25 protein-coding genes and 1 pseudogene are annotated in these 24,885 nt (G+C 41.6%); 17 read left to right on the top strand and 9 right to left on the bottom strand.

The annotated features are described in order from the left end of the window. Positions 1-10: 10 nt before the first annotated feature. Entirely contained in the window at positions 11-190 is a 180-nt protein-coding gene (locus CDG62_RS17865) for a hypothetical protein (RefSeq protein WP_159152926.1), read from the bottom strand. Between the two features lie 275 nt (positions 191-465). Beyond that, positions 466-624, bottom strand: a complete 159-nt coding sequence (locus CDG62_RS19400) for a hypothetical protein (protein ID WP_162904048.1) — start codon at positions 622-624, stop codon at positions 466-468. Between the two features lie 452 nt (positions 625-1,076). On the opposite strand from CDG62_RS19400, the pseudogene CDG62_RS17860 reads away from it, so the two are divergent. After that, positions 1,077-1,277 (top strand): annotated as a pseudogene (locus CDG62_RS17860) (dodecin family protein). A gap of 97 nt (positions 1,278-1,374) precedes the next feature. Here the strand turns inward: CDG62_RS17860 and CDG62_RS17855 are convergent. After that, positions 1,375-2,064, bottom strand: a complete 690-nt coding sequence (locus CDG62_RS17855; protein ID WP_087528618.1) for a DsbA family oxidoreductase — start codon at positions 2,062-2,064, stop codon at positions 1,375-1,377. 236 nt (positions 2,065-2,300) lie between these two features. On the opposite strand from CDG62_RS17855, the gene CDG62_RS17850 reads away from it, so the two are divergent. The 3 genes from CDG62_RS17850 (at position 2,301) to CDG62_RS17840 (ending at position 4,098) form a co-directional block, all read left to right on the top strand. Then, on the top strand, positions 2,301-2,816 hold the full coding sequence (locus CDG62_RS17850; RefSeq protein ID WP_087528617.1) for a hypothetical protein: 516 nt from the start codon (positions 2,301-2,303) through the stop codon (positions 2,814-2,816). A 147-nt stretch (positions 2,817-2,963) separates the two neighbouring features. Next, entirely contained in the window at positions 2,964-3,713 is a 750-nt protein-coding gene (locus CDG62_RS17845) for a hypothetical protein (protein ID WP_087528616.1), read from the top strand. Between the two features lie 112 nt (positions 3,714-3,825). Further along, complete coding sequence (locus CDG62_RS17840; protein WP_087528615.1) at positions 3,826-4,098, top strand: hypothetical protein; 273 nt, start codon at positions 3,826-3,828, stop codon at positions 4,096-4,098. A 57-nt stretch (positions 4,099-4,155) separates the two neighbouring features. Here CDG62_RS17840 and CDG62_RS17835 read toward each other — a convergent pair whose 3' ends face one another. Then, positions 4,156-4,854, bottom strand: coding sequence for a hypothetical protein (locus tag CDG62_RS17835; RefSeq protein WP_087528614.1), 699 nt, complete (start codon positions 4,852-4,854; stop codon positions 4,156-4,158). A 284-nt stretch (positions 4,855-5,138) separates the two neighbouring features. On the opposite strand from CDG62_RS17835, the gene tehB reads away from it, so the two are divergent. Next, a complete protein-coding gene (tehB, locus tag CDG62_RS17830; RefSeq protein WP_087528613.1) occupies positions 5,139-6,011 on the top strand; it encodes an SAM-dependent methyltransferase TehB in 873 nt (290 codons plus the stop codon). Positions 6,012-6,035: 24 nt separating this feature from the next. After that, positions 6,036-6,368: a hypothetical protein gene (locus tag CDG62_RS17825; protein ID WP_228254412.1), complete on the top strand. Its 333-nt coding sequence runs from the start codon at positions 6,036-6,038 to the stop codon at positions 6,366-6,368. Here the strand turns inward: CDG62_RS17825 and CDG62_RS17820 are convergent. Then, positions 6,336-7,268, bottom strand: a complete 933-nt coding sequence (locus tag CDG62_RS17820; RefSeq protein WP_087528927.1) for an IS5 family transposase — start codon at positions 7,266-7,268, stop codon at positions 6,336-6,338. The two genes, CDG62_RS17825 and CDG62_RS17820, sit on opposite strands and share 33 nt — an antisense overlap. Positions 7,269-7,377: 109 nt before the next feature. On the opposite strand from CDG62_RS17820, the gene CDG62_RS19715 reads away from it, so the two are divergent. Beyond that, on the top strand, positions 7,378-8,217 hold the full coding sequence (locus tag CDG62_RS19715) for a hypothetical protein (protein WP_228254411.1): 840 nt from the start codon (positions 7,378-7,380) through the stop codon (positions 8,215-8,217). A gap of 50 nt (positions 8,218-8,267) precedes the next feature. Here the strand turns inward: CDG62_RS19715 and fadA are convergent, their stop codons facing one another. Both fadA and fadB read right to left on the bottom strand, forming a co-directional pair. Next, a complete protein-coding gene (gene fadA, locus CDG62_RS17810) occupies positions 8,268-9,440 on the bottom strand; it encodes an acetyl-CoA C-acyltransferase FadA (RefSeq protein WP_086209718.1) in 1,173 nt (390 codons plus the stop codon). A gap of 12 nt (positions 9,441-9,452) precedes the next feature. After that, positions 9,453-11,606 (bottom strand): fatty acid oxidation complex subunit alpha FadB, encoded by a 2,154-nt coding sequence (gene fadB, locus CDG62_RS17805; RefSeq protein ID WP_087527071.1) that lies wholly within the window; start codon positions 11,604-11,606, stop codon positions 9,453-9,455. Positions 11,607-12,084: 478 nt separating this feature from the next. Here fadB and lpxO point away from each other — a divergent pair, with 478 nt between their 5' ends. From lpxO to pgsA, 6 genes are all read left to right on the top strand, one after another. Then, positions 12,085-12,999 carry a lipid A hydroxylase LpxO gene (gene lpxO, locus CDG62_RS17800; protein WP_087527070.1) on the top strand — a complete coding sequence of 305 codons (915 nt, stop codon included), beginning with the start codon at positions 12,085-12,087 and terminating at the stop codon, positions 12,997-12,999. Positions 13,000-13,219: 220 nt separating this feature from the next. After that, positions 13,220-13,627 (top strand): PH domain-containing protein, encoded by a 408-nt coding sequence (locus tag CDG62_RS17795; RefSeq protein WP_087527074.1) that lies wholly within the window; start codon positions 13,220-13,222, stop codon positions 13,625-13,627. Positions 13,628-13,769: 142 nt separating this feature from the next. After that, a complete protein-coding gene (locus CDG62_RS17790; RefSeq protein ID WP_087527069.1) occupies positions 13,770-14,114 on the top strand; it encodes a DUF2185 domain-containing protein in 345 nt (114 codons plus the stop codon). Positions 14,115-14,275: 161 nt separating this feature from the next. After that, positions 14,276-16,075, top strand: coding sequence for an excinuclease ABC subunit UvrC (gene uvrC, locus CDG62_RS17785; RefSeq protein WP_087527068.1), 1,800 nt, complete (start codon positions 14,276-14,278; stop codon positions 16,073-16,075). A gap of 113 nt (positions 16,076-16,188) precedes the next feature. Further along, positions 16,189-16,983 carry a thioesterase family protein gene (locus CDG62_RS17780; RefSeq protein WP_087527067.1) on the top strand — a complete coding sequence of 265 codons (795 nt, stop codon included), beginning with the start codon at positions 16,189-16,191 and terminating at the stop codon, positions 16,981-16,983. A 108-nt stretch (positions 16,984-17,091) separates the two neighbouring features. After that, the gene (pgsA, locus tag CDG62_RS17775; protein ID WP_086209710.1) at positions 17,092-17,679 is read left to right on the top strand and encodes a CDP-diacylglycerol--glycerol-3-phosphate 3-phosphatidyltransferase; all 588 of its coding nucleotides are present in this window, start codon (positions 17,092-17,094) and stop codon (positions 17,677-17,679) included. A gap of 50 nt (positions 17,680-17,729) precedes the next feature. On the opposite strand, the gene CDG62_RS17770 is transcribed toward pgsA, so the two are convergent. Beyond that, the gene (locus CDG62_RS17770) at positions 17,730-19,532 is read right to left on the bottom strand and encodes an ABC transporter ATP-binding protein (protein ID WP_087527066.1); all 1,803 of its coding nucleotides are present in this window, start codon (positions 19,530-19,532) and stop codon (positions 17,730-17,732) included. A gap of 128 nt (positions 19,533-19,660) precedes the next feature. On the opposite strand from CDG62_RS17770, the gene CDG62_RS17765 reads away from it, so the two are divergent. Next, complete coding sequence (locus tag CDG62_RS17765; RefSeq protein ID WP_087527065.1) at positions 19,661-20,293, top strand: alpha-ketoglutarate-dependent dioxygenase AlkB family protein; 633 nt, start codon at positions 19,661-19,663, stop codon at positions 20,291-20,293. Between the two features lie 7 nt (positions 20,294-20,300). Here CDG62_RS17765 and CDG62_RS17760 read toward each other — a convergent pair whose 3' ends face one another. Continuing rightward, a complete protein-coding gene (locus tag CDG62_RS17760; protein ID WP_087527064.1) occupies positions 20,301-21,071 on the bottom strand; it encodes an IclR family transcriptional regulator in 771 nt (256 codons plus the stop codon). A 445-nt stretch (positions 21,072-21,516) separates the two neighbouring features. Between CDG62_RS17760 and CDG62_RS17755 the strand changes: the two genes are divergently transcribed. From CDG62_RS17755 to CDG62_RS17745, 3 genes are read left to right on the top strand one after another with little or no spacing between them, the layout of a single operon-like run. Next, on the top strand, positions 21,517-23,598 hold the full coding sequence (locus tag CDG62_RS17755) for an FUSC family protein (protein WP_087527063.1): 2,082 nt from the start codon (positions 21,517-21,519) through the stop codon (positions 23,596-23,598). Between the two features lie 2 nt (positions 23,599-23,600). Beyond that, a complete protein-coding gene (locus tag CDG62_RS17750) occupies positions 23,601-23,807 on the top strand; it encodes a DUF1656 domain-containing protein (RefSeq protein ID WP_086209705.1) in 207 nt (68 codons plus the stop codon). 37 nt (positions 23,808-23,844) lie between these two features. After that, entirely contained in the window at positions 23,845-24,852 is a 1,008-nt protein-coding gene (locus CDG62_RS17745; protein WP_087527073.1) for an HlyD family secretion protein, read from the top strand. Positions 24,853-24,885: the final 33 nt, after the last annotated feature.

The following is a 24,885-nucleotide window of genomic DNA, read 5'->3' as shown; positions in this document are numbered from 1 at the left end:
GCGCTGAACTCTACAGTTGTTTTTGTGCTTGTTCCAAATAGCTTGCTAAAACCATATTGATGGCCAGTTCAAGTAATTTATATTCGGCTGAAGTCGGCTGCGTATACTGCTGTGCAAAAGCAATCAATTGATCAAGGTCAATGGCTTGGGGGGGAATACGGCCTTGGATGAGGGCTTGTAAGTTTTGCATAGGCATGTGCTATTGAGTGCATTTAATTTATTGGTTTTGGAGTTTAGTCTTCTTGTTTGATCATAATTAGAAAAGAATAAATAGGCAAAAATTATTCTGCACTTGATACGAGAAAAGGGTAGTAAAAAATGTAAATAATTTCGATTTCAGCACAGATTGAATTAAATATTTTTGCCCTAGAGGGGGCATAGCTGAAATTTTTTGTCAGTTCTTTGCAATTTTGGGCAAAAAAATAGGCAATCAACATTGCCTATTTTTGACCAAGTCAACGCAAATTACGCTCCTTGATGTGGTGCAGCAGGAGCATCAGCCGTTGCTGTTTGAGTTTCTGCTGGTTTTTTTACAGGAAAATTTGGAACAAAAACAACTTGTGCAGAAACAGTTGCAGAAAGAGCCATTACAGCGACAGCCAAAGCATATTTAACAGCGTTCATGATATTTCCTCTAAAAAGGAGGTCTCACTTAGGAGACTGGGAGTTTTAAAAAAGATAAATTTCGCATGAATAATATCAAAAAATGATCGATTTAAGCTCTGTTTTAGGACAGTAAAAGATGAATGGTGAGTTCATTTGTTGTTAAAAAACAATAAATTAGAATAAATACTCTAGTCTTGTATAGAGTTTTTACTCAGTTCTAAGCTGTTTAAATTTAAAGTGAAAATTTAGATTTTCAAGTTTAAAATGAATCCTGAAAGTAGGCATTTTTGTCTGAATCGAGACCTGGAAAGGGCTTGGATTTACATGATTATTTGGTTAAATATTCATCAATTTAAAATTTTTTGATTGTGCATACTGTGTAGGGTTACTGTGAAAAGCTTAGTTATCTATTTTTTGGTCAAAAAAAATCCAAGATGAATAGGCAAAAAATAATAGCTGAGGACAAACAGATAGCGATTGCAAAAGTGATAGAAGGCAATTCGAGTAGTGCCCAAAGTTTTGAAGATGTGATTCAGACTGGGGTCGAAAAAGTCACTAAGACCATGAAAAATGCTCAAGGTGCATGAATTAATCAACAAAAAGTGGTGATTAAGGACAAGCAAATTGTAGAATATCGAGTTAACTTTAAAATTAGTTTCTTGGTCGATTAAACACAAGTCCGTTTTTTAAAACCTATAAAAAATCCCCGCGGATCGGGGATTTTCTCATCTATGGATAGGGCTCAGTTAAAGTCTAAATCCAGTATCCTTATGATTGTTTTGGTATTTCACAAGACTCATCTGAACACTGTGCCGCATTATTTTCTTCTGTTGGCATTTGTGCTTTTTCAAGGACTTGTAAGAATACTTCACGCGGCTGTGCACCCGCTAAAGCCACTCGCTGATCAAAAACAAAGAAAGGTACACCCGTTACTTTCAGTTGTTCACGTGCCACTTCTTGGTCAAACTTCACGAAATCTGCATATTCGTCAGAATCCAGCACATCATCTACTTCAACTGGGTTTAAGCCAATACGCGAGGCCACGTCTTCAATGGTTTCACGTTCACCAATCGGTAAGCCTTGTGTCATATAGCTAAAGAAAAAGGCTTCTTTTGCTTCATTACCTAAACCATGGCTTTGAGCGAGGTGAATAATACGGTGTGCATTGAAACTGTTGCCTGAGTTGGCATTTTCCCAGTTAAATTCAATGCCTTCCTCCGCAGCCATTTTGGCAATATTACGTTGCATCTCTTCAACTTCAGCCACTGTGCGACCGTATTTTAGTGCAAGACGTTCAGAGTTCGACATTTCTTGGCGTACTGGAGCATCTGGATCCAGTTCAAAACTGTGCCAATGCACTTCCAATTCCACACCGGCTTGTTCAGCCGCCGCTTCTAAACGTTTTTTGCCAATATAACAAAAAGGACAAACAACATCTGACCAAATATCTACGCGCATGGGATTTCTCAAAAATAGTAAAAAGAGCAATTAAGGAAATGATGGGGATGAGTTATAAAATTTAAAGCAGGCCCATTAAAAAAAGCGGTTTCGCTATGGATTCAATCAGTTGAATCCTCTGGGCTTGACCGCTTATCTGACAACTACGCAGCACAAAGATCGAAAAATATACAATAGAGAGAAGGCGCTCAGTGTGAGCATGCCTTTTTATATCTCTTATCGTTTGGGATTGTTCTATGAAATTTTTAAATTCTCTTCCAGTTTTTTGTTGCGCTCTGCTTTTTATGCCGACTTTACTGCAAGCCAATGGTGAGATTGTGAGTCTACCCACTTTTAAAACCATGGCGGAATCAGAGTTACGTGCTGAAACGGGCGTGATTCCTTATCAACAGGATGAAAATATTCGTAAAGCCTTGCAGCACCGTATCGTTCAGTTACAGGATGATGCACAGTCTTTTGTGGTCGATCCGACCATTACTCAAAATATCGATATCTTGCCACCTGCGGTCACGGCAGATCTGAATTCTGTGCCGCCCTTATTACGTGAGCATGTTTTGAACATTGCCGCTGGTTTGCAGTCGTCTAATCCTACTGAAGGTTTATATATTATGTTGCAGCCATTTGGCATAGACCGTAACGCGACCAATGTACAAATTGCCCGTGAACAAATTTCGATTGGGCAGGTTGATCGGAATTTTATGCAAGGGATTCAACAGAATAGTCAGCAACCAAGAATAGCTCCAGCGAAGTAACACTGCCTTATTGGTTTATCGCCAGTGCATTCCTCCTCCTCTTGGGGAGTGTACGGCTTTAGCATCCTCAAATATCGACAACATGTTGAAATATTGATCATGTGCCTTTATTTGCTATGATGAAAAGAAATGAAGAGGAAGCTGAACATGCGACGTATCGTGTTGATTTTAGTTCTGGCGACCAGTGCCGTTTTTGGTTGGATGTTTTATCAGTATGCTCAACAACAAAAAGAGCAGCAGCAGCTACAACGCTATGAAACGGTGCTGTATGAAAAGACTGAACAAATTTACCAACAAGCTCAAGATTGGACCACACCAATTCAAGTCGATGTAAAAGACCCACGTCTGACAGGCGACTACAAAATTATGGCGGAGTTTGTGCTCAGTCATATGCTGAAAAATGCTGAAGCGCGCAATCAATATCTACGAGATCTAAAAGCTTTAAATTGGGATCAATTTTTAAATATTGATCGATTAAGCAAAGACAAAAAGAACAATTATGCTGAAACGGAGCAAATGCTGAAAGACGTACATACTGTTGTCGATAGCTATGCACAGCAGGTTGAACAACGTCAAAAAGAGGCCATTGCTCAGGCCAAAGATTTAGCAATATCTTCGCGGTTCCGCCATCAACTGACCGACAGCATGAAAGCCAGTGAAAAAAGCCATGAAGCTACCCGCTTATTTAGTTTAGAACAACAGAATTTAGCCAAGGCGGATCAAATTTTCTTGGTACTGAAAAATAACCAATGGGAAAAGAAAAATAATACCTTTATGTTTTATGAAGATGCCCCACTACAGCAGTTTAATGCACTGTATAAAGAGATTTTGGAACTGAATAGCCAAATGCAGCAGGTCGAAAAACAGACCCAAAAAGAGGTGGAACAAAAGTTATAACATAGGGCAAAGATGACAGTTTTGTAAGCAGGCTGTCATCTGCTGTTCAAAATAGCTTGCTAGATTAAAGTTATCACAACGATGACGACTTTTCAGTGCAGGCAGGTGAGTCATGAGAACCATACATGTTTTTGATGATATTCAGCATGTGTATAGTGAGTTTGTAGAAAATAAAAACTATCCAAAATTAGAACGTTTAAGCAACTGGGGGAAGAATCGATTTTTCTTCAACCAATATTTCAAAATGATCGAAGACTGGCACCACACCGAACAAATCGTGATTCAGTTCAACCAACAGTATTTCAGTCTAGATACGGGCAGCGCACCTGACTTTATGGACAAAGAAAAGTATATGGCTTGGTTGATGGGTGAGCTTTTAAGTTAAATCCTTCACAAAAAAGCACAGTGCCCGATTCGTTCTAGGCGCTGTGCTTTTATGGGTTTAATCAAAAATTTTATCGGCTGCTTGGAAGGGTAGACTGACCACGTCGATTGCTACGGCAAAAGGCAACAGCACTAATTTTTCAAAAGGATTCATGCCTGACTTGGATTTATAACTTTCCTCTTGATGGGTATAAATGCTGACCTGATAAGGCTTACTCAAGGCTTTTAAAGACGCTAAATTATTCGCCGCAGGATAAACCACACCTGCCAGTTTGACCTCAAAACAGAAACGCTGCGCAAACATGCGTTCATCACTGGAACTCGAACATTCCTTCGCACCATTTTCAATAAAAAATTCCAGATCTTTTTTGCTGATGTCTTCTTTGAGTTTCACATAAGACAATGGCAGTGTCCCTGTAAAATGACCATCATTCTTTTCTGAGTAGAAGTTTAGTTCTCGGGTGACTTGAATATTTTTCGGGTCCAGTTTCCCAATCAAACTGACAAATTGAGGCCCGCCTTGGGTCAATACATAACTTTTTTGTTGCCCTGCAATCACTAAACTATGCGCAGGTAAATTTGGCAGAGGCTGAGCTGGTTTGCCAAAAGCGACCACTTGGTCTTCGATCAAGGTGACTTTGTTGGTACGGGTATAGGTTTTATTGTCTTTGGTCATCAGGGTTTTGGTGGCACAGCCTGTGAATAATGTTCCTATGACGCCTAAACAAATGATGGTTTTTAAAGGTGATGCAAACATCGATAGACTCCGAATCATTTGAAATATAGCTAAGCTGAATTTTTATTGTCTTTAAGCCTATCATTAAAATGTTCAAAAAGGCGTCAAAGCTCAAAAGTTTAAAGTAATGAGAGTTTTACGAGTCGCTCAATGTAGGGGAGCGAAGGATTTTATTTCTTATCCATCTGCTGTTTCTAGATAACGAATGAATGTTCATTTGAGTCTGAACTGGATATGATCATACAAGCGTTCAATAATAAACGATGGACTAGCAAATACGTCATAACAAGGTGGGAAATCGGCTGATGGAAAACTTGATTTGTTATAAAGAACTGCCTGTGTGGACTGCGCAGACCATTCCACAAGGGTTTAAAAATCAACACAATACCAAAGCGGGCACGTGGGCCAAGCTAAAGATTTATCAAGGTGAACTAAGCTTTGCTTTTTTAGATGAGGCAGGCCAAGTGCAATCTGAGCATCTATTTACACCTGAGCAACAGCCACCGTTTATTGCACCTCAAGCATGGCACAAGATTGTTTCGACCAGTGATGACATAGTGTGTCAGTTGCAATTTTACTGTACTCCGCAGGATTATTTTTATAAGAAATATCAGCTTTCACCTACGCATTCAGAAATTTTGGCGACTACGCCGTATTTACACGGTGGTCGGGCTTTGGATGTCGGCTGTGGGCAGGGGCGAAATTCGCTGTATTTAAATCAGCAGGGTTTTGAGGTAGATGCTTGGGATGTGAATCCGCAAAGTTTACAAAAATTACAGCAGATTATCGACGCCGAAGGTATTCAAAAGATTCATCTGCAACAGCGCGATCTCAATGCTGACCCAAACATTACAGGTACATACGACTTTATTTGCTGTACGGTGGTGATGATGTTCTTGCAGGCGCCAACGGTAAAACCGTTGATTGCGCAGATGCAGCAAGCCACAAATGCAAATGGGTTTAACTTGATCGTATGTGCGATGGATACCGATGATATTCCTGCGCAGGCTGACTTTCCATTTGCGTTTAAAGCAGGAGAGTTAAGTGCGCTATACAAGGGTTGGAATATTGTGAAATACAATGAAAATGTCGGGGAGTTGCATCGGGTTGATAAGCAGGGTAATCGGATTAAACAGCATTTTGCGACATTGTTGGCGCAGCGTATTATTGGCCAATAGGTTTTACTTTAGGTGGGGGAAATAATGGGTGAAAAATTTGAATTTGAGATTCAAGAATCTTTAGATACTATAAATAAAATTCTTGGAATTGCAGAAAAATATGAGAGTCAAAGTGATTTTGATGGGCTACTAGCTAAGAACCTTTTAGCTCTTCACTCGATTATAAATGATAGTTCTTTTGTTAATAGGCTGAATACCCAGCTAATTACATGTCGAAATTATCGAGGATTGAAGTTAATGAGAGCTTGGGACGGTGGATTTGCAAGCTTTAGGGCTTTGTTGCATAAAGCCCTTAAAGATAGAGCTTTCCTAAGTTGCTCAAATTTAAGTGACAACTTGGGTATGAGGTCGGCCTAATTCTGTAAATCTATTTAAAATGGCTATACGAGCATGTACCTCGTTGACTTGGCTTTGAAAGTTCCTAGCACTGAGTTTATCGCCTAATAATTTGATGCAGTGCATCTTGGTTTCAACCAGACTTCGCTGATGGTAGCCCGACCATTTTTTCCATAGTGTCCTGCCTAAACGTTTAACAGTGCGAAGTAATTCATTTCGCTCTAGCGAATGAACTTTTTTATCTTTCCAAGGCTTGGCATTTTTTCTAGGTGGAATCACTGCATGTGCTTGCCGATCTGCAATGACCTGTCGGCATTGCTTGGTGTCATAAGCGCCATCGGTATATACGGAGTCAATCTGCTCATCCAATGGAATCTGATTGAGTAAATCCCCAAGCACCTGTGAATCACTTACATTGTTGGTCGTGAGCTGAACGGCTCGTATTTGCAGGGTTCTAGCATCTATACCAATATGAAGTTTACACCATTGGCGACGATATTCAGACTGATGCTTTTTACGTTTCCATTCACCTTCGCCCAAAAACTTTAAGCCAGTAGAGTCTACGAGTAGATGAAGCCCATCACTGTTTTTCTGATAACTAATTGCAATATCAATATGCTTTTGTCTTCTACAAAGCGTACTGTAATCTGGTGCTGTCCAATCTAATCCACAAAGTTTAATTAAGCTTTGAACAAAGCCAGTGACCATGCGTAAAGTAAGTCTAAATAGAGATTTGATCATCAAACAGCATTGAATCGCTATGTCGGAGTAGGTTTGACTTCGACCTTGTTTGCCTTGAGGTTCTGCATACCATTGTGTTTTTGGATCGAACCAAATGGCAATATTCCCACGATTAATGAGAGCTCGGTTATATGCGGGCCAATTGGTTGTGCGGTAGATTTTGTGTGTAGGCTTCTTCATTTGGAAATTATATTGCTGAAGAAGCCCTTAAGAACAGCTTTGTGCAACAAAGCCAAGCTTTAGTAAAGATGATGAAGTTATTCGTTTACATAGGCTGGCTTTATTTTTAGTGATTTATCTAAGAGAATTAAGTTTTAGAGGGAATTATAGTATAGATGAAAGGGATGATTTTTATTCATTAAATGAATTGATTAGACGAAATAGGAAGGAATTTTTTGAAAAATCTTCATGGTGTATAAATTTATTAGATGATCTGCCAACGCTCATCATGCAAGAAGAATTCCATTCTGATCATGCTAGAGCTTTATCAAATGCAATCAAAAGTACAGATATTAATAAGGTTGAAGAATTTATACGAACAAAAAATGAGTCTATATCTAAAATAGATACATGGAATAATGAGTTTCAAGAGAAAAAGTCGGCTGTAGAAGTTCTTAAAGATAAGTTAGATACTTATCAGACAGCTTTTAATTTTGTAGGTCTATATCAAGGTTTTTCAAGCCTTCTCAAGAAGAAAGTCGATGAACTTGATAGTTTAAAAATTCAGTATTTTTTTATAGGGCTTATCATTATATCAATACCCCTTTTAGAACTGGCATGGGTATTTGATAATTTAAATAGTATAGATTCAACGAAAGTGTTATTTATTGTTTTTCCAACACTAACGCTTTTATTCGTTCTTTTTTGGTTTTTTAGAATTGTTTTACACAATATCAAATCGGTCAAATCTCAAATCATGCAACTCGAATTACGTATGACATTGTGTCAATTTATTCAAAGCTATGCAGAAAAATCGAAAGAGCTCAAAGAAGCCAATAAAGAAGGTTTTGAAAAGTTTGAGAATATTATATTTTCCTCCATTGTTTCTTCAGATGAAAATATACCCTCAACTTTTGATGGGATGGAGCATGTCTCAAATTTATTAAAAAACTTTAAATCAAACCCTTAAGAAACCCCGCACTAAGCGGGGTTCTTTGTATCTCAGTATTTAACTAAATATTAAACACGTTCGATAATGGTTGCGATACCTTGACCAAGGCCGATACACATGGTCGCAAGACCGATTTGTGTATCTTGTTGTTCCATCACGTTCAACAACGTCGTTGTAATACGCGCACCAGAGCAACCCAATGGGTGACCAAGAGCAATCGCACCACCATTTAAGTTAATGATGTCTTGCTTCTCATACACGCCTAAGCCTTTCATGACTGATAAGCCTTGAGCAGCAAATGCTTCGTTTAACTCGATGGTTTGGATATCTGCCATCGTTAAGCCAGCACGTTTAAGCGCTTTTTGAGTTGCAGGTACAGGACCATAACCCATGATCGCAGCGTCACAGCCTGCAACCGCCATAGAGCGAATCACAGCACGAGGCTTAAGACCTAAAGCTTGAGCACGTTCAGCAGACATCAACAACATTGCAGATGCACCATCAGACAAAGCTGAAGAAGTCGCAGCTGTTACTGTACCGCCTTTCGGGTCAAATACAGGACGTAAACCTTTGAATGCTTCAAGGTTTGCATCTGGACGAATCACTTCGTCGATGTCGCACAGGATTTTGAAGCCATTAGCATCATGACCTTCAACACCTACGATTTCATTTTTGAAACGGCCTTCTTGCGTTGCAGCCCAAGCGCGGCGGTGAGATTCAACACCGAACGCATCTTGTTCTTCACGTGAAATGCCGTTCATACGACCTAACATTTCAGCCGTTAAGCCCATCATGTTAGACGCTTTTGCATAGTGCTTAGACGCTTCTGGGTTCAGGTCGATGCCGTGCATCATCCCTACGTGACCCATGTGCTCTACACCACCAATGATGAAGATATCACCTTGGTTGGTTGCAATCTGTGCAGCAGCGGTGTGAAGCGCTTGCATAGATGAACCACAAAGACGGTTAACCGTTTGACCTGCCACAGTTTTTGGAAGGTCAGCCAATAAACCAATGTTACGGCCAATGTTCATACCTTGCTCTAGAGTCTGGTTTACACAGCCCCAGATCAAGTCTTCAACTTCATTGGTGTCAAACTGGTTACGAGCAACTAAAGCACGAACCAATTCAGCCGATAAGCTGTCAGCACGTACATTGCGGAACATACCGTTTTTGGTTTTACCCATTGCTGAACGTACGCCATCAACGATGACAACGTCACGTGGATTTAAAGTAGCCATTCACGTTGCTCCTTAACCGTAGAATTTTTTGTTGTTAGCAGCCATGTCACGCAACATTTGCGGCGCTTCATAAGCCTTACCTAAGTGTGCATATTTGTCGCAAAGTGCAACGTATTCAGCAACACCTGTTTGGTCGATGTAACGGCATGGACCACCACGGAATGGAGGGAAACCTACACCCATAATCATCGCCATGTCTGCTTCAGAAGCAGTCGCGACGATGTTGTCTTCTAGGCAACGAACAGTTTCGTTACAGAAAGCCAGCATCATACGGTCAATGATTTCTTGAGCATCGAATTCGTGTTTTTCAGCAGTCGCAACAGAAGCCAGAAGTTCATAAGCTACTGGATCGACAGTTTTGGCTTTTTTGCCTTTCTTGTCGAGTTCATACTTATAGAAACCCACATCGTTCTTTTGACCAAGACGTTTGTTTTCGTACATGGTTAAAGTCGCGCCTTTGAAATCTGGCTTCATGCGGTCAGGGAAGCCTTCCGCCATCACTTCTGCACCGTGAACGCCCGTGTCGATACCAACAACGTCGATGAGGTAAGCAGGACCCATAGGCCAGCCGAATTTTTCCATCACTTTGTCGACTTGTTGGAAGTCAGCACCGTCTTTCAATAGAAGGTCGAATGCACCAAAGTAAGGGAACAATACGCGGTTAACCAAGAAGCCTGGGCAGTCATTCACTACGATTGGAGTTTTACCCATTTTCTGAGCAAGCACTACAGTCGTTGCAATTGCTTCAGCAGAAGTTTTCTCACCACGAATCACTTCGACCAATGGCATCATGTGTACTGGGTTAAAGAAGTGCATACCGACGAAGTTTTCAGGACGTTGTAGGTTTTCTGCCAAACGTGTAATTGAAATCGTAGACGTATTTGAAGCAATGATCGTGTTGTCACGAACATTTTTCTCTGTTTCAGCCAGTACAATGCCTTTTACTTTAGGGTTCTCAGTCACCGCTTCAATCACGATGTCCACTTCTTTAAACTCGTCATAGCTTAAAGTTGGACGGATGCGCGCAAGTGTTTCACCCATTTGAGCAGGCTTCATTTTCTTGCGTTCAACTTGTTTAGTCAGTAAGCCATTTGCTTCTTTCATACCTAAAGCAAGTTGTGGATTACCAATGTCTTTCATGATAATTGGTGTGCCTTTGCTTGCCGCTTGGTAAGCAATACCGCCACCCATAATACCAGCGCCTAGAACTGCCGCTTGGTTTACTGGGTGCGCACCTTTTTCATATTTCTTCGAAGTTTTCTTCACCACTTGGTCATTGATGAATAGACCAATTAATGCACCTGCTTGTGGTGTAATCGCTGCTTTTGCAAAACCTGCTGCTTCAGCTTGAAGTGCTTCATTACGTGGAAGGCTTGCACCGGCTTGTAATGAGTCAAGAAGTAGCTTAGGCGCAGGGTATTGAGCAGGATTTGCTTTTGCAAGAACTGCACCTTTCGCCGAGTTGAACGCCATCATTTGCTCGATTTGGTTCAATTTAACTGGGTCCAGTTTTTCTTGGCGTTTTGCTTTCCAGTCTACACGGCCAGCAAGGGCTTGTTTAACCAAGTCAATTGCAGCGTCTTGAAGTTTGGCGGCAGCAACCACTGCATCCACAGCACCATCTTTTAGTGCAGCAGCTGGTTTTTTAGGATTAGCCATTGCCATCCATTCAACCGCATTATCGATACCAATGAGACGGCTTAAACGAACCGTGCCACCGAAACCAGGGAAGATGCCGAGTTTGATTTCAGGAAGACCGACTTGAGCCGCTTCTGACATCACACGGTAGTCACACACAAGGCACATTTCAAAACCACCGCCCAATGCCATACCATTGATCGCAGCAACTTTAGGAATCTCTAAATCTTCAAAACTATTGAAGATGTCGTGAACAGGCAATGCCCAATCCACAATCGCTTGTTCGCCTTGAGCGAAGTTTGCACCAAATTCAGTAATATCTGCGCCAACGATAAATGTAGATTTAGCCGAAGTAACGATTAAACCTTTGATGTCACCATTTGCTTTAACAGCGTCAATTGCAGCTTTGAAATCTTCAATCGTTGCACGGTTAAATTTGTTGACCGACTCACCTTGTAAGTCAAAGCGGAATTCTGCAATTCCGTCCGAAAGCATTTGGACGGTAATGGCATTGCCAGCGTGGATCATGCCTGATCTCCTTTATTTTGGAGGACTTCTAAGTTGATGTTGTGAAGCGAGTACGTCATTCCTACGTACATCTATGCTTCGCCAATCTTACGATAACTATATCGAAAAAGAACATAACAAGTTGTATCAAGCCGTGACGCAAGGGTCATCTATTTTTATTCAATTATTTCGTGTGCTTGTGTGATGTATTTTTAATGGATGTGCATTAAATATTGTGAAGTTTTTGTTTCATTTAAGATTTTTTAGGGATGAGTGATCAAAAAATGATGAGATAGCGCCCTTATATTTCAAGTCAATCTTTGTGGCAGTTTTGGCAATTTAGTCAATGCTGCACTAGTAGGTAAACCCAAACATAATGAAAACTTGTGATGAAAAGCTGGAAATAGGACGTACTTTGCAGCCTATGTTACAATTCACAGTCTAGACCGAATATTGGTCTTTTTTGTTATTTTGTTTTCTTTAGTTTCCAGGTTTTCATATGATTAAGTGGATCATTCTGGCGATTTTTATTCTTTCTGCACTTTATATTCAGCAACGTGGGAAGGTTCGTCACTCGTTTTATCGTCAATTTTTCGATCATTCAACGATTCTTGCACCGATTAACTACCTCATGTACATGTTTTCAAAGGTGCCGAATCAGCCATATATCGATACCCAGCATTTTCAAGACTTAAAAGTGTTGGATGAAAACTGGGAAATGATTCGTGATGAAGCAAAAGTTTTATATGAAAAAGGCGGAATTAAAGCATCGAGTAGTTATGATGACTTGGGGTTTAATTCCTTTTTCAAAACAGGCTGGAAGCGTTTTTATCTGAAATGGTATGACTCTGCGCATCCGTCAGCTGCTGAGCTTTGTCCAAAAACGACGGCGTTGCTGAAAACCTTGCCGACCATTAAAGCCGCGATGTTTACTGAACTTGCACCAGACAGCCGTTTGGTTCGTCACCGTGACCCCTATGCGGGTTCATTGCGTTATCACTTGGGGTTGATTACACCGAACGATGATCGTTGCTTTATTGATGTGGATGGTCAGCGCTATTCATGGCGAGATGGTGAAAGCGTGGTCTTTGATGAAACTTATATTCACTATGCAGAAAATAAGACTGATCAAAACCGCATTATTTTCTTTGCTGATGTCGAACGTCCGTTGAAGACACATTTTATGGAACGTTTTAATCACTGGTTTGGTAAAAAAGTCATGACCGCTGCCAGCTCTCCAAATGAAGCAGGCGACCAAACGGGTGGGCTGAATAAAGTCTTTGGTTATGTCTATCAAGTACGAATCAAAGCCAAAGCCTTGAAGAAAACTAACCGCCAACTGTATTACTTTTTAAAGTGGTTCCTGATGCTCGGAATTTTCTTCTTGATCTTTGTTCGACCTTATGTGTTTTAAAGTACATGAAACGCCCTGAGGGGCGTTTTTTATTTAGGTAGAAAATGGGGGAGCTTATTTGTTATTTTGATTTTTCTACTTATTTCTAGACTTGCAGTGGATTCGAACCACACATGGCTTTATGCTTTATCTGGTTACAACTAAAAACAACATGAGCGCGTATCTGTTTCATTTATTTAAGATCGCAACTTATAACTTAGATAAAGCATGGGGGTTCAAGGTGCAAAAGTTTCGTTCGAAGATGGACTGGTGGTTTCTGGGATTTATTATTGCCATGTCAGGCCTGTTGGCCCAATTGATTTTGACCACCTATGGCAAAGGCATTTTGATGCAAAATCTCTTGTTCGTTGTGGTCTATGTCTTGACTATTGTTTTGCTGTGGTGGCCGTTGTGGAGTACTCGCTATGTGGTCGATCAGGAGCAACTGACAATTCGCAGTCTCTGTTTTAAATGGATCATTCCCTTAAGCGCGATACAGTCAGTTTCTGAAACCGATAATTCGATCAGTTCACCTGCTTTGTCTTTAGACCGTCTAAAGATTGAATACTTGAAAGAGGGCCAAATCAAAACCATTTTGGTGTCACCGAAAGACAAAGTAGCATTTAAAGCGTCGTTAAAACGGTCATAAATATCGTCTTAGGCATGTTGTATGCTTTATGGGTCTAAGCGAGTGAATGCCTTGCTCAAATATGTCGTGGGGGAATAAAGTAAAATAAACTTGAGTCCTGTTCACCCCTACAAACCTCTACTTGCCGTTGAAGGGTATGCTTATGAAGTCGTATCAGTTGAGTCTGACACAAATTCAAACTTTAGTGCCACATATGGGAAATTGTATCGCTTCAGATATGATTACGGTGCAAGGCCTAAAAGTGGCCTATATGTACCGCGCAGAAGCACAATCTAGTGATGAAAGTGGTTGGGTTTTTTTATCAGGTGAAGAAGGAGATGACTATATTGAAGACCCTGACAATTTAGGTTTCTATGAGGTCAATGTGATTGCCAATTATGATGCGGACATCATTGCTCACTTAAATGCGCCTGCGGGAAGTCACTTTGCCCGTAATGAGCAAGGTGTGTTTGAACGGATTGATTTTGAAGCGATGGATCTGGAGTAAGTTTTCAACCTCAGTATCAACGTCTTATACTGGCCAAACTAGCTTTTAGATACACTTGTCATGTGTTTGAAATGCATCAGACATGCCCAATCTAAAAGACAGATCAATGGTTAAGCCTAAGCAAAACAGTTGACGGCGAGCCGAGAACATTAGGGAACCCTGTGAACGAAAACGCACGAGAACATATCGAAAAAATTTTAGCCAATATGACCACATTACCAGGCGTTTACCGCATGCTTGGTAAAGACGGTGAACTGCTATATGTAGGCAAAGCGAAAAATTTAAAAAATCGTGTTTCCAGTTATTTTGTCAAAACCATTGAGCATCCGAAGACGCAAGCTTTGGTGGCGCGTATTTATGACATCGAAACCTTAGTCGTTCGTTCCGAAACCGAAGCGCTGCTGCTTGAACAAAACCTGATTAAGCTACATCGTCCACCCTATAACATTATGCTCAGGGACGATAAGTCCTATGTCTATATCTTTGTTTCTGCCGACAAACCGTATCCACGGATTGCATCGGGTCGGGGCAAAGGCAAACACCAAGTTGGGAAGTTCTTTGGACCGTATCCGAGTGCATATAATGCACGGGATACTTTGTTGGTTTTGCAAAAATTGTTTAATGTTCGCCAGTGTGAAAATAGCTATTTTTCGCAGCGTAAGCGTCCTTGTTTGCAATATCAAATCAAACGTTGTTCAGCGCCGTGTGTGGGACTCATTAGTCCCGAAGAGTATAAAAATGATGTCGATAACTCGATTCGTTTTTTACAAGGGGACACCAAAGAGCTGAATCAAGAACTGATTGCGAAAATGGAGCAAGCAGCCGAAGCCTTAGAGTTTGAGAAAGCGGTGTTTTACCGTGACCGTATGGCGCTACTGCGGGATGTTCAGTCACAACAGGCCATTTATAAACTCAAAGGTGAAGCCGATATTTTAGCGATTGCTTATCAGGCAGGGGTGACTTGCGTGCAGATCATGCATGTGCGCAACGGCAAAATGTTGGGAGGTAAAAGTTATTTTCCAGATATGCTTGGAGATGATTTAGGGCAAATGCTGGCCGACTTCATGGCGAACTTCTATTTCCAAGTGGCAGATGAAGTGCCGAACGAATTGATTGTGAATGTTGAACTGCCCGATCGAAAAGAACTGGAACAGGCGCTACAACAACAGTTTGATAAGAAAGTACAGATTAAGCATAGCGTGCGTGAGACACGTGCAGAATGGTTAGAACTGGCACAAATGAATGTGCAGCATGCGATCAAAGGACAATTGGCCAATCACTTTGAGCTGAATGAGCGTTTCCATCAACTTGAACAAGTGGTCGGGCGTCCGATTGATCGAATTGAATGTTTTGACATCTCACATACCATGGGCGAAGAAACCGTGGCTTCGTGTGTAGTATTCGATAGTGGCGGCATTCGTAAGCGCGATTATCGTCAGTTTTCAATTCAAGACATTACTGCGGGTGATGACTATGCTGCAATGCGTCAAGCGCTGACTCGTCGTTATAAAAAAGCCATGTTGCCTGATTTACTTTTGATTGATGGTGGTAAAGGGCAGTTGCATATGGCGATGGACGTCATGCAAGAGCTGGGTTTAGAAGCCTTTATGGTTGGGGTGTCAAAAGGCGAAGGACGTAAACCGGGCCTTGAGACCTTACACTTTACCGATGGAACAAAAATTCAGTTGCCTGAAGACCATAAAGCATTGCATTTGATACAACAGGTGCGTGATGAGGCGCATCGCTTTGCGATTACTAAACACCGCGCCAAACGTGATAAAAAGCGGGGTTCATCCATTTTGGAAGTGATCCCAGGTTTGGGGCCGAAACGGCGCCGTGATTTATTGACTCACTTTGGTGGGATTCAAGGGGTGTTGAAAGCCTCCGAAAAAGACTTAACTCTAGTCCCCGGTTTGGGTGAAGTGATGGCCCGTACTATTTATAAAGTTTTGCATGAGTAGAACAGCATCCACTGCGATGGCAAAAGTGCTTATTGACCCATGGGTCATTGATCATTCACATTGGTTGAATTGTGTTGTAAAGATATGGATGGAATTTAAAACAAGGATGCCACATGTCGCTTCAACACATTTATCAAGCTTTAGCAGAACAAGAATGGATTGATATACCCACAGGTTGGTTGCAAGGACGCACGATTTATGGGGGACTAGTCGCAGGTTTAATGATGCAAAAAGCATTGTTGACTGTTGCTGATGATACGAAACATTTACTCAGTTGTAGCGTAACTTTTGTTGGGCCAATACAGCAGGGCAAAGTTCGTTTAACCAGCGAGATTCTACGTCAAGGCAAGTCAGTGACTACTTTGGAAGTACGCTTATGGCAGGATGATGCGGTTCAAAGTATTTTAGTGGCAAGCTTCGGGACTCAGCGTGAATCGAGTATTCATGTGCATCAAGAACCTGTAGCGCCAACGTTTCCATCGGTTGAAGGTCTGACAACCGCACCGCATCATCCACTTGCACCCGAGTGCTTTAGGCAGCTGGATATGGTGTGGGTGACAGGGCAGTATCCGTGTACAGCCAGTCCAAAACCTGACTTTTCAGGCTGGTATCGTTTTAACCCCAATTTGCATGAAAATCGTGACATGACTGTGGCAGACTTGATGGTGTCGATGGACATTTGGCCACCAGGCGTCTTGCCCATGTTTAAAACGATGGCACCTGCAAGTTCGTTGACCTGGCATTTGACCTATGTGCATCCGCTGAAAAATCAGTTACATGATTGGATGAAATTTCAAGTTGAAACGCAATATGCAGCAGACGGCTATTCGACGGAGTCTGCTTATTTATGGGATGCAGAAAACCGTTTAATCGCCATCTCACGGCAAACAGTAACCGTGTTTGCCTAGTGACACTGTACCTCAATTCGTATAAAGTGAGGCCTAATTACGATGAGTCGCATGCGAAAATAGATCGATGGTTTCATCGCGCATGAAGGGGAAAAATTGGCGGTGTCTATGACAGCAGGTCGAATCCTGAATATTCCAAACATCTTGACCTTGGCGCGTATTGCCCTAATTCCGGTCTTCTTATTGGTGGCTTATTGGCCTCCTGTAATGGGTATTGCTGAACACGCTGGCAATATGTCTCGTCATATTTTATTGACGTCTATTTTTGTTGTTGCTGCGGTGACAGATTGGTTCGATGGTTATTTGGCGCGGACTTTAAATCAGACTTCTGCATTTGGACGTTTCTTAGACCCTGTGGCGGATAAGCTGATGGTGGCAGCTGCACTGATTGTATTGGTGCAGTGGAAACCTGAAATTTCGATGGCATTTGCGGCGATTGTGATTATTTCCCGTGAAATTACGGTGTCAGCACTGCGTGAATGGATGGCGGAATTAGGTGCACGTACCAATGTAGCCGTATCTACGGTTGGAAAATATAAAACCGCTTTTCAGATGATTGCAATTACCGTGTTCTTACTGAATTGGCAACCGCTTGAAATGTTGGCTTATGCATTGTTGTATACCGCAGTAATTCTGACTTTGTGGTCGATGTTTATTTATCTCAAGGCAGCTTGGCCATATTTAAAACAGCCTTAATTGAGATGTCACAAAGCTCCTGAGGGAGCTTTTTTTATATCGAAGAGAAGTTAACTATGCGTTTCTTCCTCAGTATCATCTTCAAACGTTTTGGCAATTTTTTCAATATTTAGGCTCTTGGCCATCGCATCAAAAATTTCTTTATAAACGCCTTCCTGACGGTACAGTGCTTCATGTTCTCCATGTTCAGCAATATAGCCTTCTTTCATCACATAGGTATAATCAGCATCAATAATTTGCGACAAACTATGTGAAATAATAATCACCGTTCGCCCTTGTTTGATCTGATCGAGGCTATGTTTAATCTGCTCGCTAGCAATCGCATCGAGGCTGGCGGTTGGCTCATCTAGAAAAATAATCGGTGGGTTTTTGAGGAACATGCGTGCCAGCGCAATGCGTTGTTGTTGCCCGCCTGAGAGCATCAGGGCATCGGATTGATAGGTTTCGGGCAATTGAAGAATTTGCTTGTGAATGGACGCTTTTTCTGCGGCAACGTAGACTTCATCATCTGTGGCATTGATTTTTCCATAACGAATATTGTCTAAAATACTGCCTTGGAAAATGTGATTTTTCTGTAAGACGAGACCAATGTGATCACGTAAATAGGCGGTGTTTATGTCTTGTAGATCAATCCCATCGAGCTCAATTTTTCCTGCATCAGGCTGATGAAACTTATCCAATAAGCTAATTAAAGTGGATTTGCCTGCGCCCGATAAACCGACCAACGCTGTGATTTTATTCGGTCGAATTTCCATGTTGATTTGCTTTAATGCATGATGACCATTGGGATAGAAAAAATCGACATGCTTTAAGGTGAACTTACCTTGAATTGAGGGTTTGAGCGTACCACTTTGCTCGATTTCATCATCGGCTTCTAAAATTTTAAAAAAGCTTTCAGCGTAAATCATCGCATCATTCACTTCATCATAAATACGGTGCAATGAACGAATGGGTGCGGAGACATTATTGAACAATAAAATATGAAACATGATCATCCCGATGCTCATCTGTCCATCGAGTACAAAGTACGCCGTGAGGATGATAATCAGCACAATCCCGATTTGTTCAATAAATGCCTTTAAGCCATCAAATAAAAAACTGAGCTGCCGTGTTTGCATCTGGTTTTCGGTCAGTGCTTTTTGCAGTTTCAGTTGTTTGGTGGACTCAATGGACTCTCGGTTAAAGGACTTAATCACGCTAATTGACTGGATAATACTGAGAATGCCTTGGCTCTTTTTTTCACGACCATCACGTAGATTGCGCCGCCATCCCCCCAGTTTCTTAGCTTGTTGGAAGGTCAGCCAAAAGTAAATTGGGATAATACAGGTCGCCACCAAACCGACATAAGCATTGGCATAGTACATCAGTCCCAGAGCCACAATCGCACTGCTAAAGAGCGGTAAAATATCAATAAAAAAGATTTGTATGAGACGGGTGAGCGAACCAATGCCACGGTCAATTCGCGTTTGTAGCTTACCCGCTTGGTTCTGATCGGCATTAAAAAAGGTCAAACGATAGTTCAGGAATTTTTCAATAATACTTTGCGCTAAGTCTTGTGATACCAGAATGCGCAGTTTTTCCCCATAAAACTTTTGACCAAACTGCACCAAGGCACTGATGATTTCTTTGCTGAGTAAAATCACAGAAATAGTGATCAAAATGTGTAGGCCTTCGGTCAGTCCTTGGCCTTGTTCGACCAGACGGTTGATACTGTCGACGGCATATTGCAAAGTCAGGGCATTGACCTGCGCGGTGAAGGAACCAATGAGCGTCAGGATCAAGGTCGCAATCACCAATATCCGATAGGGGTGGACAAAGGGGCGAAGCTTTTGAAACAACTGCCAAAGGTTCATACATGCTTCTTTTTATTGTGAAAGTTCACATGAGTGTATGCATAAGGCGGTTAGGCGACAAGCTGTGACTTTGTTTTGATTTGTGTCGTTCTAAATTCAGTTAAACTGTTTGCAGAGGAGGGAAAGTCATGACCTTAGATCTGTTTAGTCCTGAACCGCAAGCAAACGTGCTCCCATGTGATGGACAGGTGCAAGATTTGGGCTTGATTTTAACTGCGGAGCAAAGTGCGAAATATTTGGATTATTTTTTAGCGCATTTGGCATGGCAACCTGACGAGGTCGTGTTACATGGCAAACGTTATGTCACGGAACGAAAAGTGGTGTGGTATGGCGATGCTGAGTATCAATATCACTATTCGGGGAGTGCCAAGCAAGCACTGTTGTGGAATCCTGCTTTGTTTCGTTTAAAACAGCATATTGAGCAACTGGTGGGACATCCATTTAATTCATGTTTAGCCAATTTATATGAAAATGGTAGCCAAGCTGTGGGCTGGCATAGTGATGATGAACCTTCATTACGTTCGCCGCAGCAAGACAATGTGGTGATTGCCTCACTCAGTTTTGGTGCAACCCGTAAGTTTTGCTTTAAGCACAAGTTTAAACAGGAAAAAGTTGAGCTTATGCTACACAGTGGGCAATTGATCGTAATGCGTGGGCAGACTCAGCGCTACTGGAAACATGCGTTGATGAAATCCAGCAAAATCACTGAGCCACGACTGAATTTAACCTTTCGCTATTTCTATCCCGCACAGCAAGGCTGAATAAAATTTAGGTCTCAATATTATGCAGCAGATGGCATTTCTGTTCGATCTGTAAGGCGCTATGTCTTAATATTTCGACCATTTTTTTCAGATCGACAAATTCAAATCGGTTTTTCGAAGCCAATAAGGTCAGTGCCAACGGCGTATCTTTGGGTGAAAATTTGACAGGTACGGAAAGACTGGCAAGGTTGGGGTCAAATTCGCCATTGGAAAAATAATAGCCCTGTTTCTTAATGGCTTTCATTTTCTGTAAAAATTCGTCTTGGCTCGCGGCAAAATTGACCTCGGCCAGTTGAGTAGCAAATTTTTGATAATATTGAATAATTTTGGCTTTACTAAGCTGTGAAATCACCACTTTCGGCGATGAACCTAAATACACGGGACGTGGGCAACCGCGCCCATAGGAAAATATCTCAAGGTCTTTAAAAACTTCACCATACAGGTCAATACAGTGCTCTGCGTTGAGTTGGGTCAGGATGCAGCAAAACTCTGTTCGCTCAACAATGTCTTGCATAAAAGGAATGCTGATTTGTAAGAGAGGGTCTGTGGTGCGAGAGATATAGTCCAAAACGGCAATTTGAGAACCCAAAGTATAGTCGCCGCTAGTTCCACTTAAGCGCTGTAAAAGTCCTGCGGACACCAATTCTTTTAAGTAGCGATAACTTGTAGGTTGTGAAAGCCCCAGTTCGGCACTGATAGTATCGACATTGATAATCGGGCGTGACACAGAAAAGAGGCCTAAGACAGTGAGAATTTTACCAAAACTTGAAAGTGCCATAACAACCTACTGAGTCAAAAATTATCTATCTGAGCAATAGTGACTATATAACAAAAAACACATAACTTTGACATGGTTTTCTGTTTACGCAGAAGGCTTGAGAAACTTTTAATATGCAGAATTGATCTGAAAAACAAGCGATAAAACACAGATAAAAAAATATTGTATTATCACATAGAGATATTTTGATTGACAAAAATAATTAATTTTGGAAAAATGTATATAGAAATGTCTTTTAATGAATAATGTTTCATTATTTTTTTGAGCGTTTTCTTTCCTGTCACATGGTGCTGTCTTTGCCCATGTCTGTAAAAGACTTCATTTATTGGAATTATTTTTGATTCGTTTTCGCTTCTGGTGAGGATGAAGTGTTGCTGTTTGCTTGAGCAATACTGCGTTGAAGAATCCTGTAGATGTTGTCATTTAGCGCATTTAGAGATGATTTATGTTCCTGACCAAACAGTTAATCGCATTTCGTCCAAATAAATTGGATTGGATTTTTGCGAGCAAAACTTTTTTGGCAGGCATGCTCTCACTGTATGTGGCATTTTCCTTAGATCTGGCTTATCCCATTTGGGCTATAGGCACGGTCTTCGTGATTGCCAATCCTTATACTGGAATGGCCGCTTCAAAGAGCGTATATCGTGTTTTGGGAACGCTGTTGGGCGCTATAGTTTCACTTGCGGTTACCCCAAATCTGATTAATACCCCTGAACTATTCACCTTGTTTTTGGCGACGTGGGTCGGATTTTGCCTATATTTTTCATTATTGGATCGGACGCCGCGTAGCTATATTTTTATGTTGGCGGGCTATACCACAGTCATTATTTGCTACAACATTATTTATAACATTGAAATCACCTCCATGTTTGATATGGCGATTGGGCGCTTTATCGAAATCACGGTGGGAGTACTGTGTAGTGCCGTGGTGAATGCGGTACTGTTTCCGATGCATATCGGTCCCGTAGTCAAAGCCCGTGTTTCACAGACTTTTCAAGACACCCGAGCGGTTTTTGATCAAATCCTGACAGATGATGTTAAGGCCATTAATTACAGCACGACGCTCAGTCATATCACGCGGGATATTGCCGATATTCATGTGATGGCTGTGTACTTGAGCTATGAAAAATCAGCATTACAAGGCATGACCAAACCCTTACAAGAAATGTTGCATCAACTGAGTATGTTGGTGACCAATCTTGTGGCGATGGCAGAGCGGATTCAGCAGCTAGACCACATTGATGTTGCGTACCGTCCTGCTTTAGAAAAAGTGCATGTGCAGATCGTCGAGTTTTTGCAAAGCGATCAAGCCATTTTAGAACAAGAACTAAACCATTTGCCTGAACAATTTGAGTCGAGTTTCCAAGACGTGTTTGACAGTGCCTTGCCACAGCAGCAAGTCATATTGGCCAGTCTAAAAATGGATGTGCGTCATTTTATTCAAAATATACGTGCCATTAAGTTGATTTGGCAACGTATTCAACAAGGCGATGACAGTTTACCTGCGACAGTGATCCCGATGAGTACGACTTATCCTAACTTACATCGCGATCATGGTGTTGCAGTACGTGGTGGCGTTTCTGCTTTTATCGTGGTGATTGTGGCGACTGGATTTTGGATCGTTAGTGGCTGGAAAGCAGGTTTTATGATGGCGGAAATGGCGGCTATTTGTGCTTGCATTCTCACCAGTATGGATAATCCCGTTCCTGCCTTAAAAATTTTTATCCGTGCCAGTTTGTATGCGGCGATTATTGTCTTTATTTATGCTTATGGCATCTTCCCGCAAGTCAGCGCTTTTTGGATGTTAGCGATAGTATTGGCCCCTTTTTGTATGTACTGCCTGATGCTGTTTTTACATCCGCCACTTACAGGTTTGGCGTTGCCTTTATTGATGGGCGTGGTCATGGGCTTAAACCTGCAAAACCGTTATCACCTAGATCAAGTAACGTTTTTTGATGCCTCGATTGGTACAGTCCTTGGTCCGATCATTTCTGTCTATGTGATTCATTTGGTTCGTGCGATGTCGCCGGACATTACAGCCAAACGAATCCTGTCTTTACACTATAAAGCGATACGACAAGCGCTATATTTGCCTTATGGGGTCGAGTTTAGAGTGCATTTGCGTAGTATGTTGGATCGGATAGGTGTGTTGAATACCAAGTTGGTACAGTCCGATGTACTGAAGCAAAAAATCAATTTGGCATTGATTGAGTCCAGTGCAGTGATTGATTTGACCCGAGTACAAGAATTAATGGATCAGTTATCAGGCTATACAACCCTTACTAGACATTTACAAAAATTACAAAGCCAAATAGATGTATTTTTTCAGGCCAAGGAGAGACATACGGCTGACTCAAAGTGTAGGCAAGACATTTTAGATAAAATTCAGGATATTCAAGCCGAATTGGTACAGATTGATGATTTGAGCATTGCACGTCGTTTGCAGGTTTCTCTAAATAATATTCAAAGTAGTTTGTGTCATGCGACATGGGATGAAATGCCCCAAGTCGGTTTGTTGGGAGCATAACGATGGGTGAACTCAATATCTATGGCGTATATGTCCCTGTTTTGGTCGTTCAGGCACTTTTGGCCTACATCGGTTTAAGGCTACTCATGCGGGTGACTGACCCTTGGGTTGATAAAGGTTGGATTTTTTTACCCAGTATTTTTTATTTATGTCTATATATCACGCTGCTAGGCATAGTCCATTGGGGTTTTATCGTGCGCTTTTCTTAAGCACACATTTGATTGAAATGAATGAGGTAAAATGAACATGGCATCCTTTGATTGGCGTAAAGTCAGCCGACCCTTAACTTTAGTTGTCATCGTGGTTGTTGCGATTTTGGTAATCGTTCATCTTTGGCACTACTACAATGCTGAGCCGTGGACACGTGATGGGCGGATTCGAGGTGATGTGATTCAAGTCTCTTCAGATGTTTCAGGTTTAGTCACTGAGGTTTTGGTACGTGACAATCAAACGGTAAGAAAAGGGCAAGTGCTGTTTAAAATTGACGTAGCACGTCAAGCATTGGATGTCGAACAAGCCAAATCAGACTTGGCTAAAGCCAAAGCCAGTTTGGCTGCCGCCGAAGCAGAGCTGTTCCAAAGCAAAGCCAACTGGGTCAAGTCACAGGCCAATAGCCTTTTGGCTGATAAAAATGCAGATCGCTATGCTAATTTAATGGAGGGTGCAATTTCAAAACAAGAACAAGATCAGATGTTTGCTGTAAGAGATCAATCACATGCCGAACAGGAGCAAATGCAAGCTGCAATTCAGCAAGCCAAAGCTAATATTGCCCAGCAGCAGGCACTCATTGACGTTTCGACCACTAATTTACATTTGGCGGAATTAAACTTGAACCGTTCCGAAGTGGTAGCACCTGCCGATGGCACATTGTCTAACTTTGAGATGAAAGCAGGCAACTATGTCAAAGTGGGGCAAGCGGTAGCGGCGTTGTTGGATCGTTCACAACTTTATGTGGTGGGCTATTTTGAAGAAACCAAGTTAAATAAAATTTATCTCGGTGCTCCCGCAACCATTCAGTTGATGGGTGATTCGGGAAGTTTAAAAGGTCATGTGCAGGGCATTGCCTCCGGCATTGAAGATCGTGAACGAACATCCAGTACAGGTCTACTGGCAAATGTAAATCCAACTTTTAGTTGGGTGCGTTTAGCGCAACGCGTTCCTGTAAAAATTGCATTAGATGAAATTCCAAAGAATGAATTGGCATTTGTTGCGGGGCGAACTGTGACCGTACATATTATCGATAAGAGCCACTGAATTGGTCTTTCTTCATCTCTTAAAAAAGCATCC

It is taken from the genome of Acinetobacter sp. WCHA55 (genome assembly GCF_002165305.2).
GTDB lineage: Bacteria > Pseudomonadota > Gammaproteobacteria > Pseudomonadales > Moraxellaceae > Acinetobacter.
The sequence above is the reverse complement of the archived record's forward strand: the minus strand, read 5'-3'. Positions and strand labels throughout refer to the sequence as shown.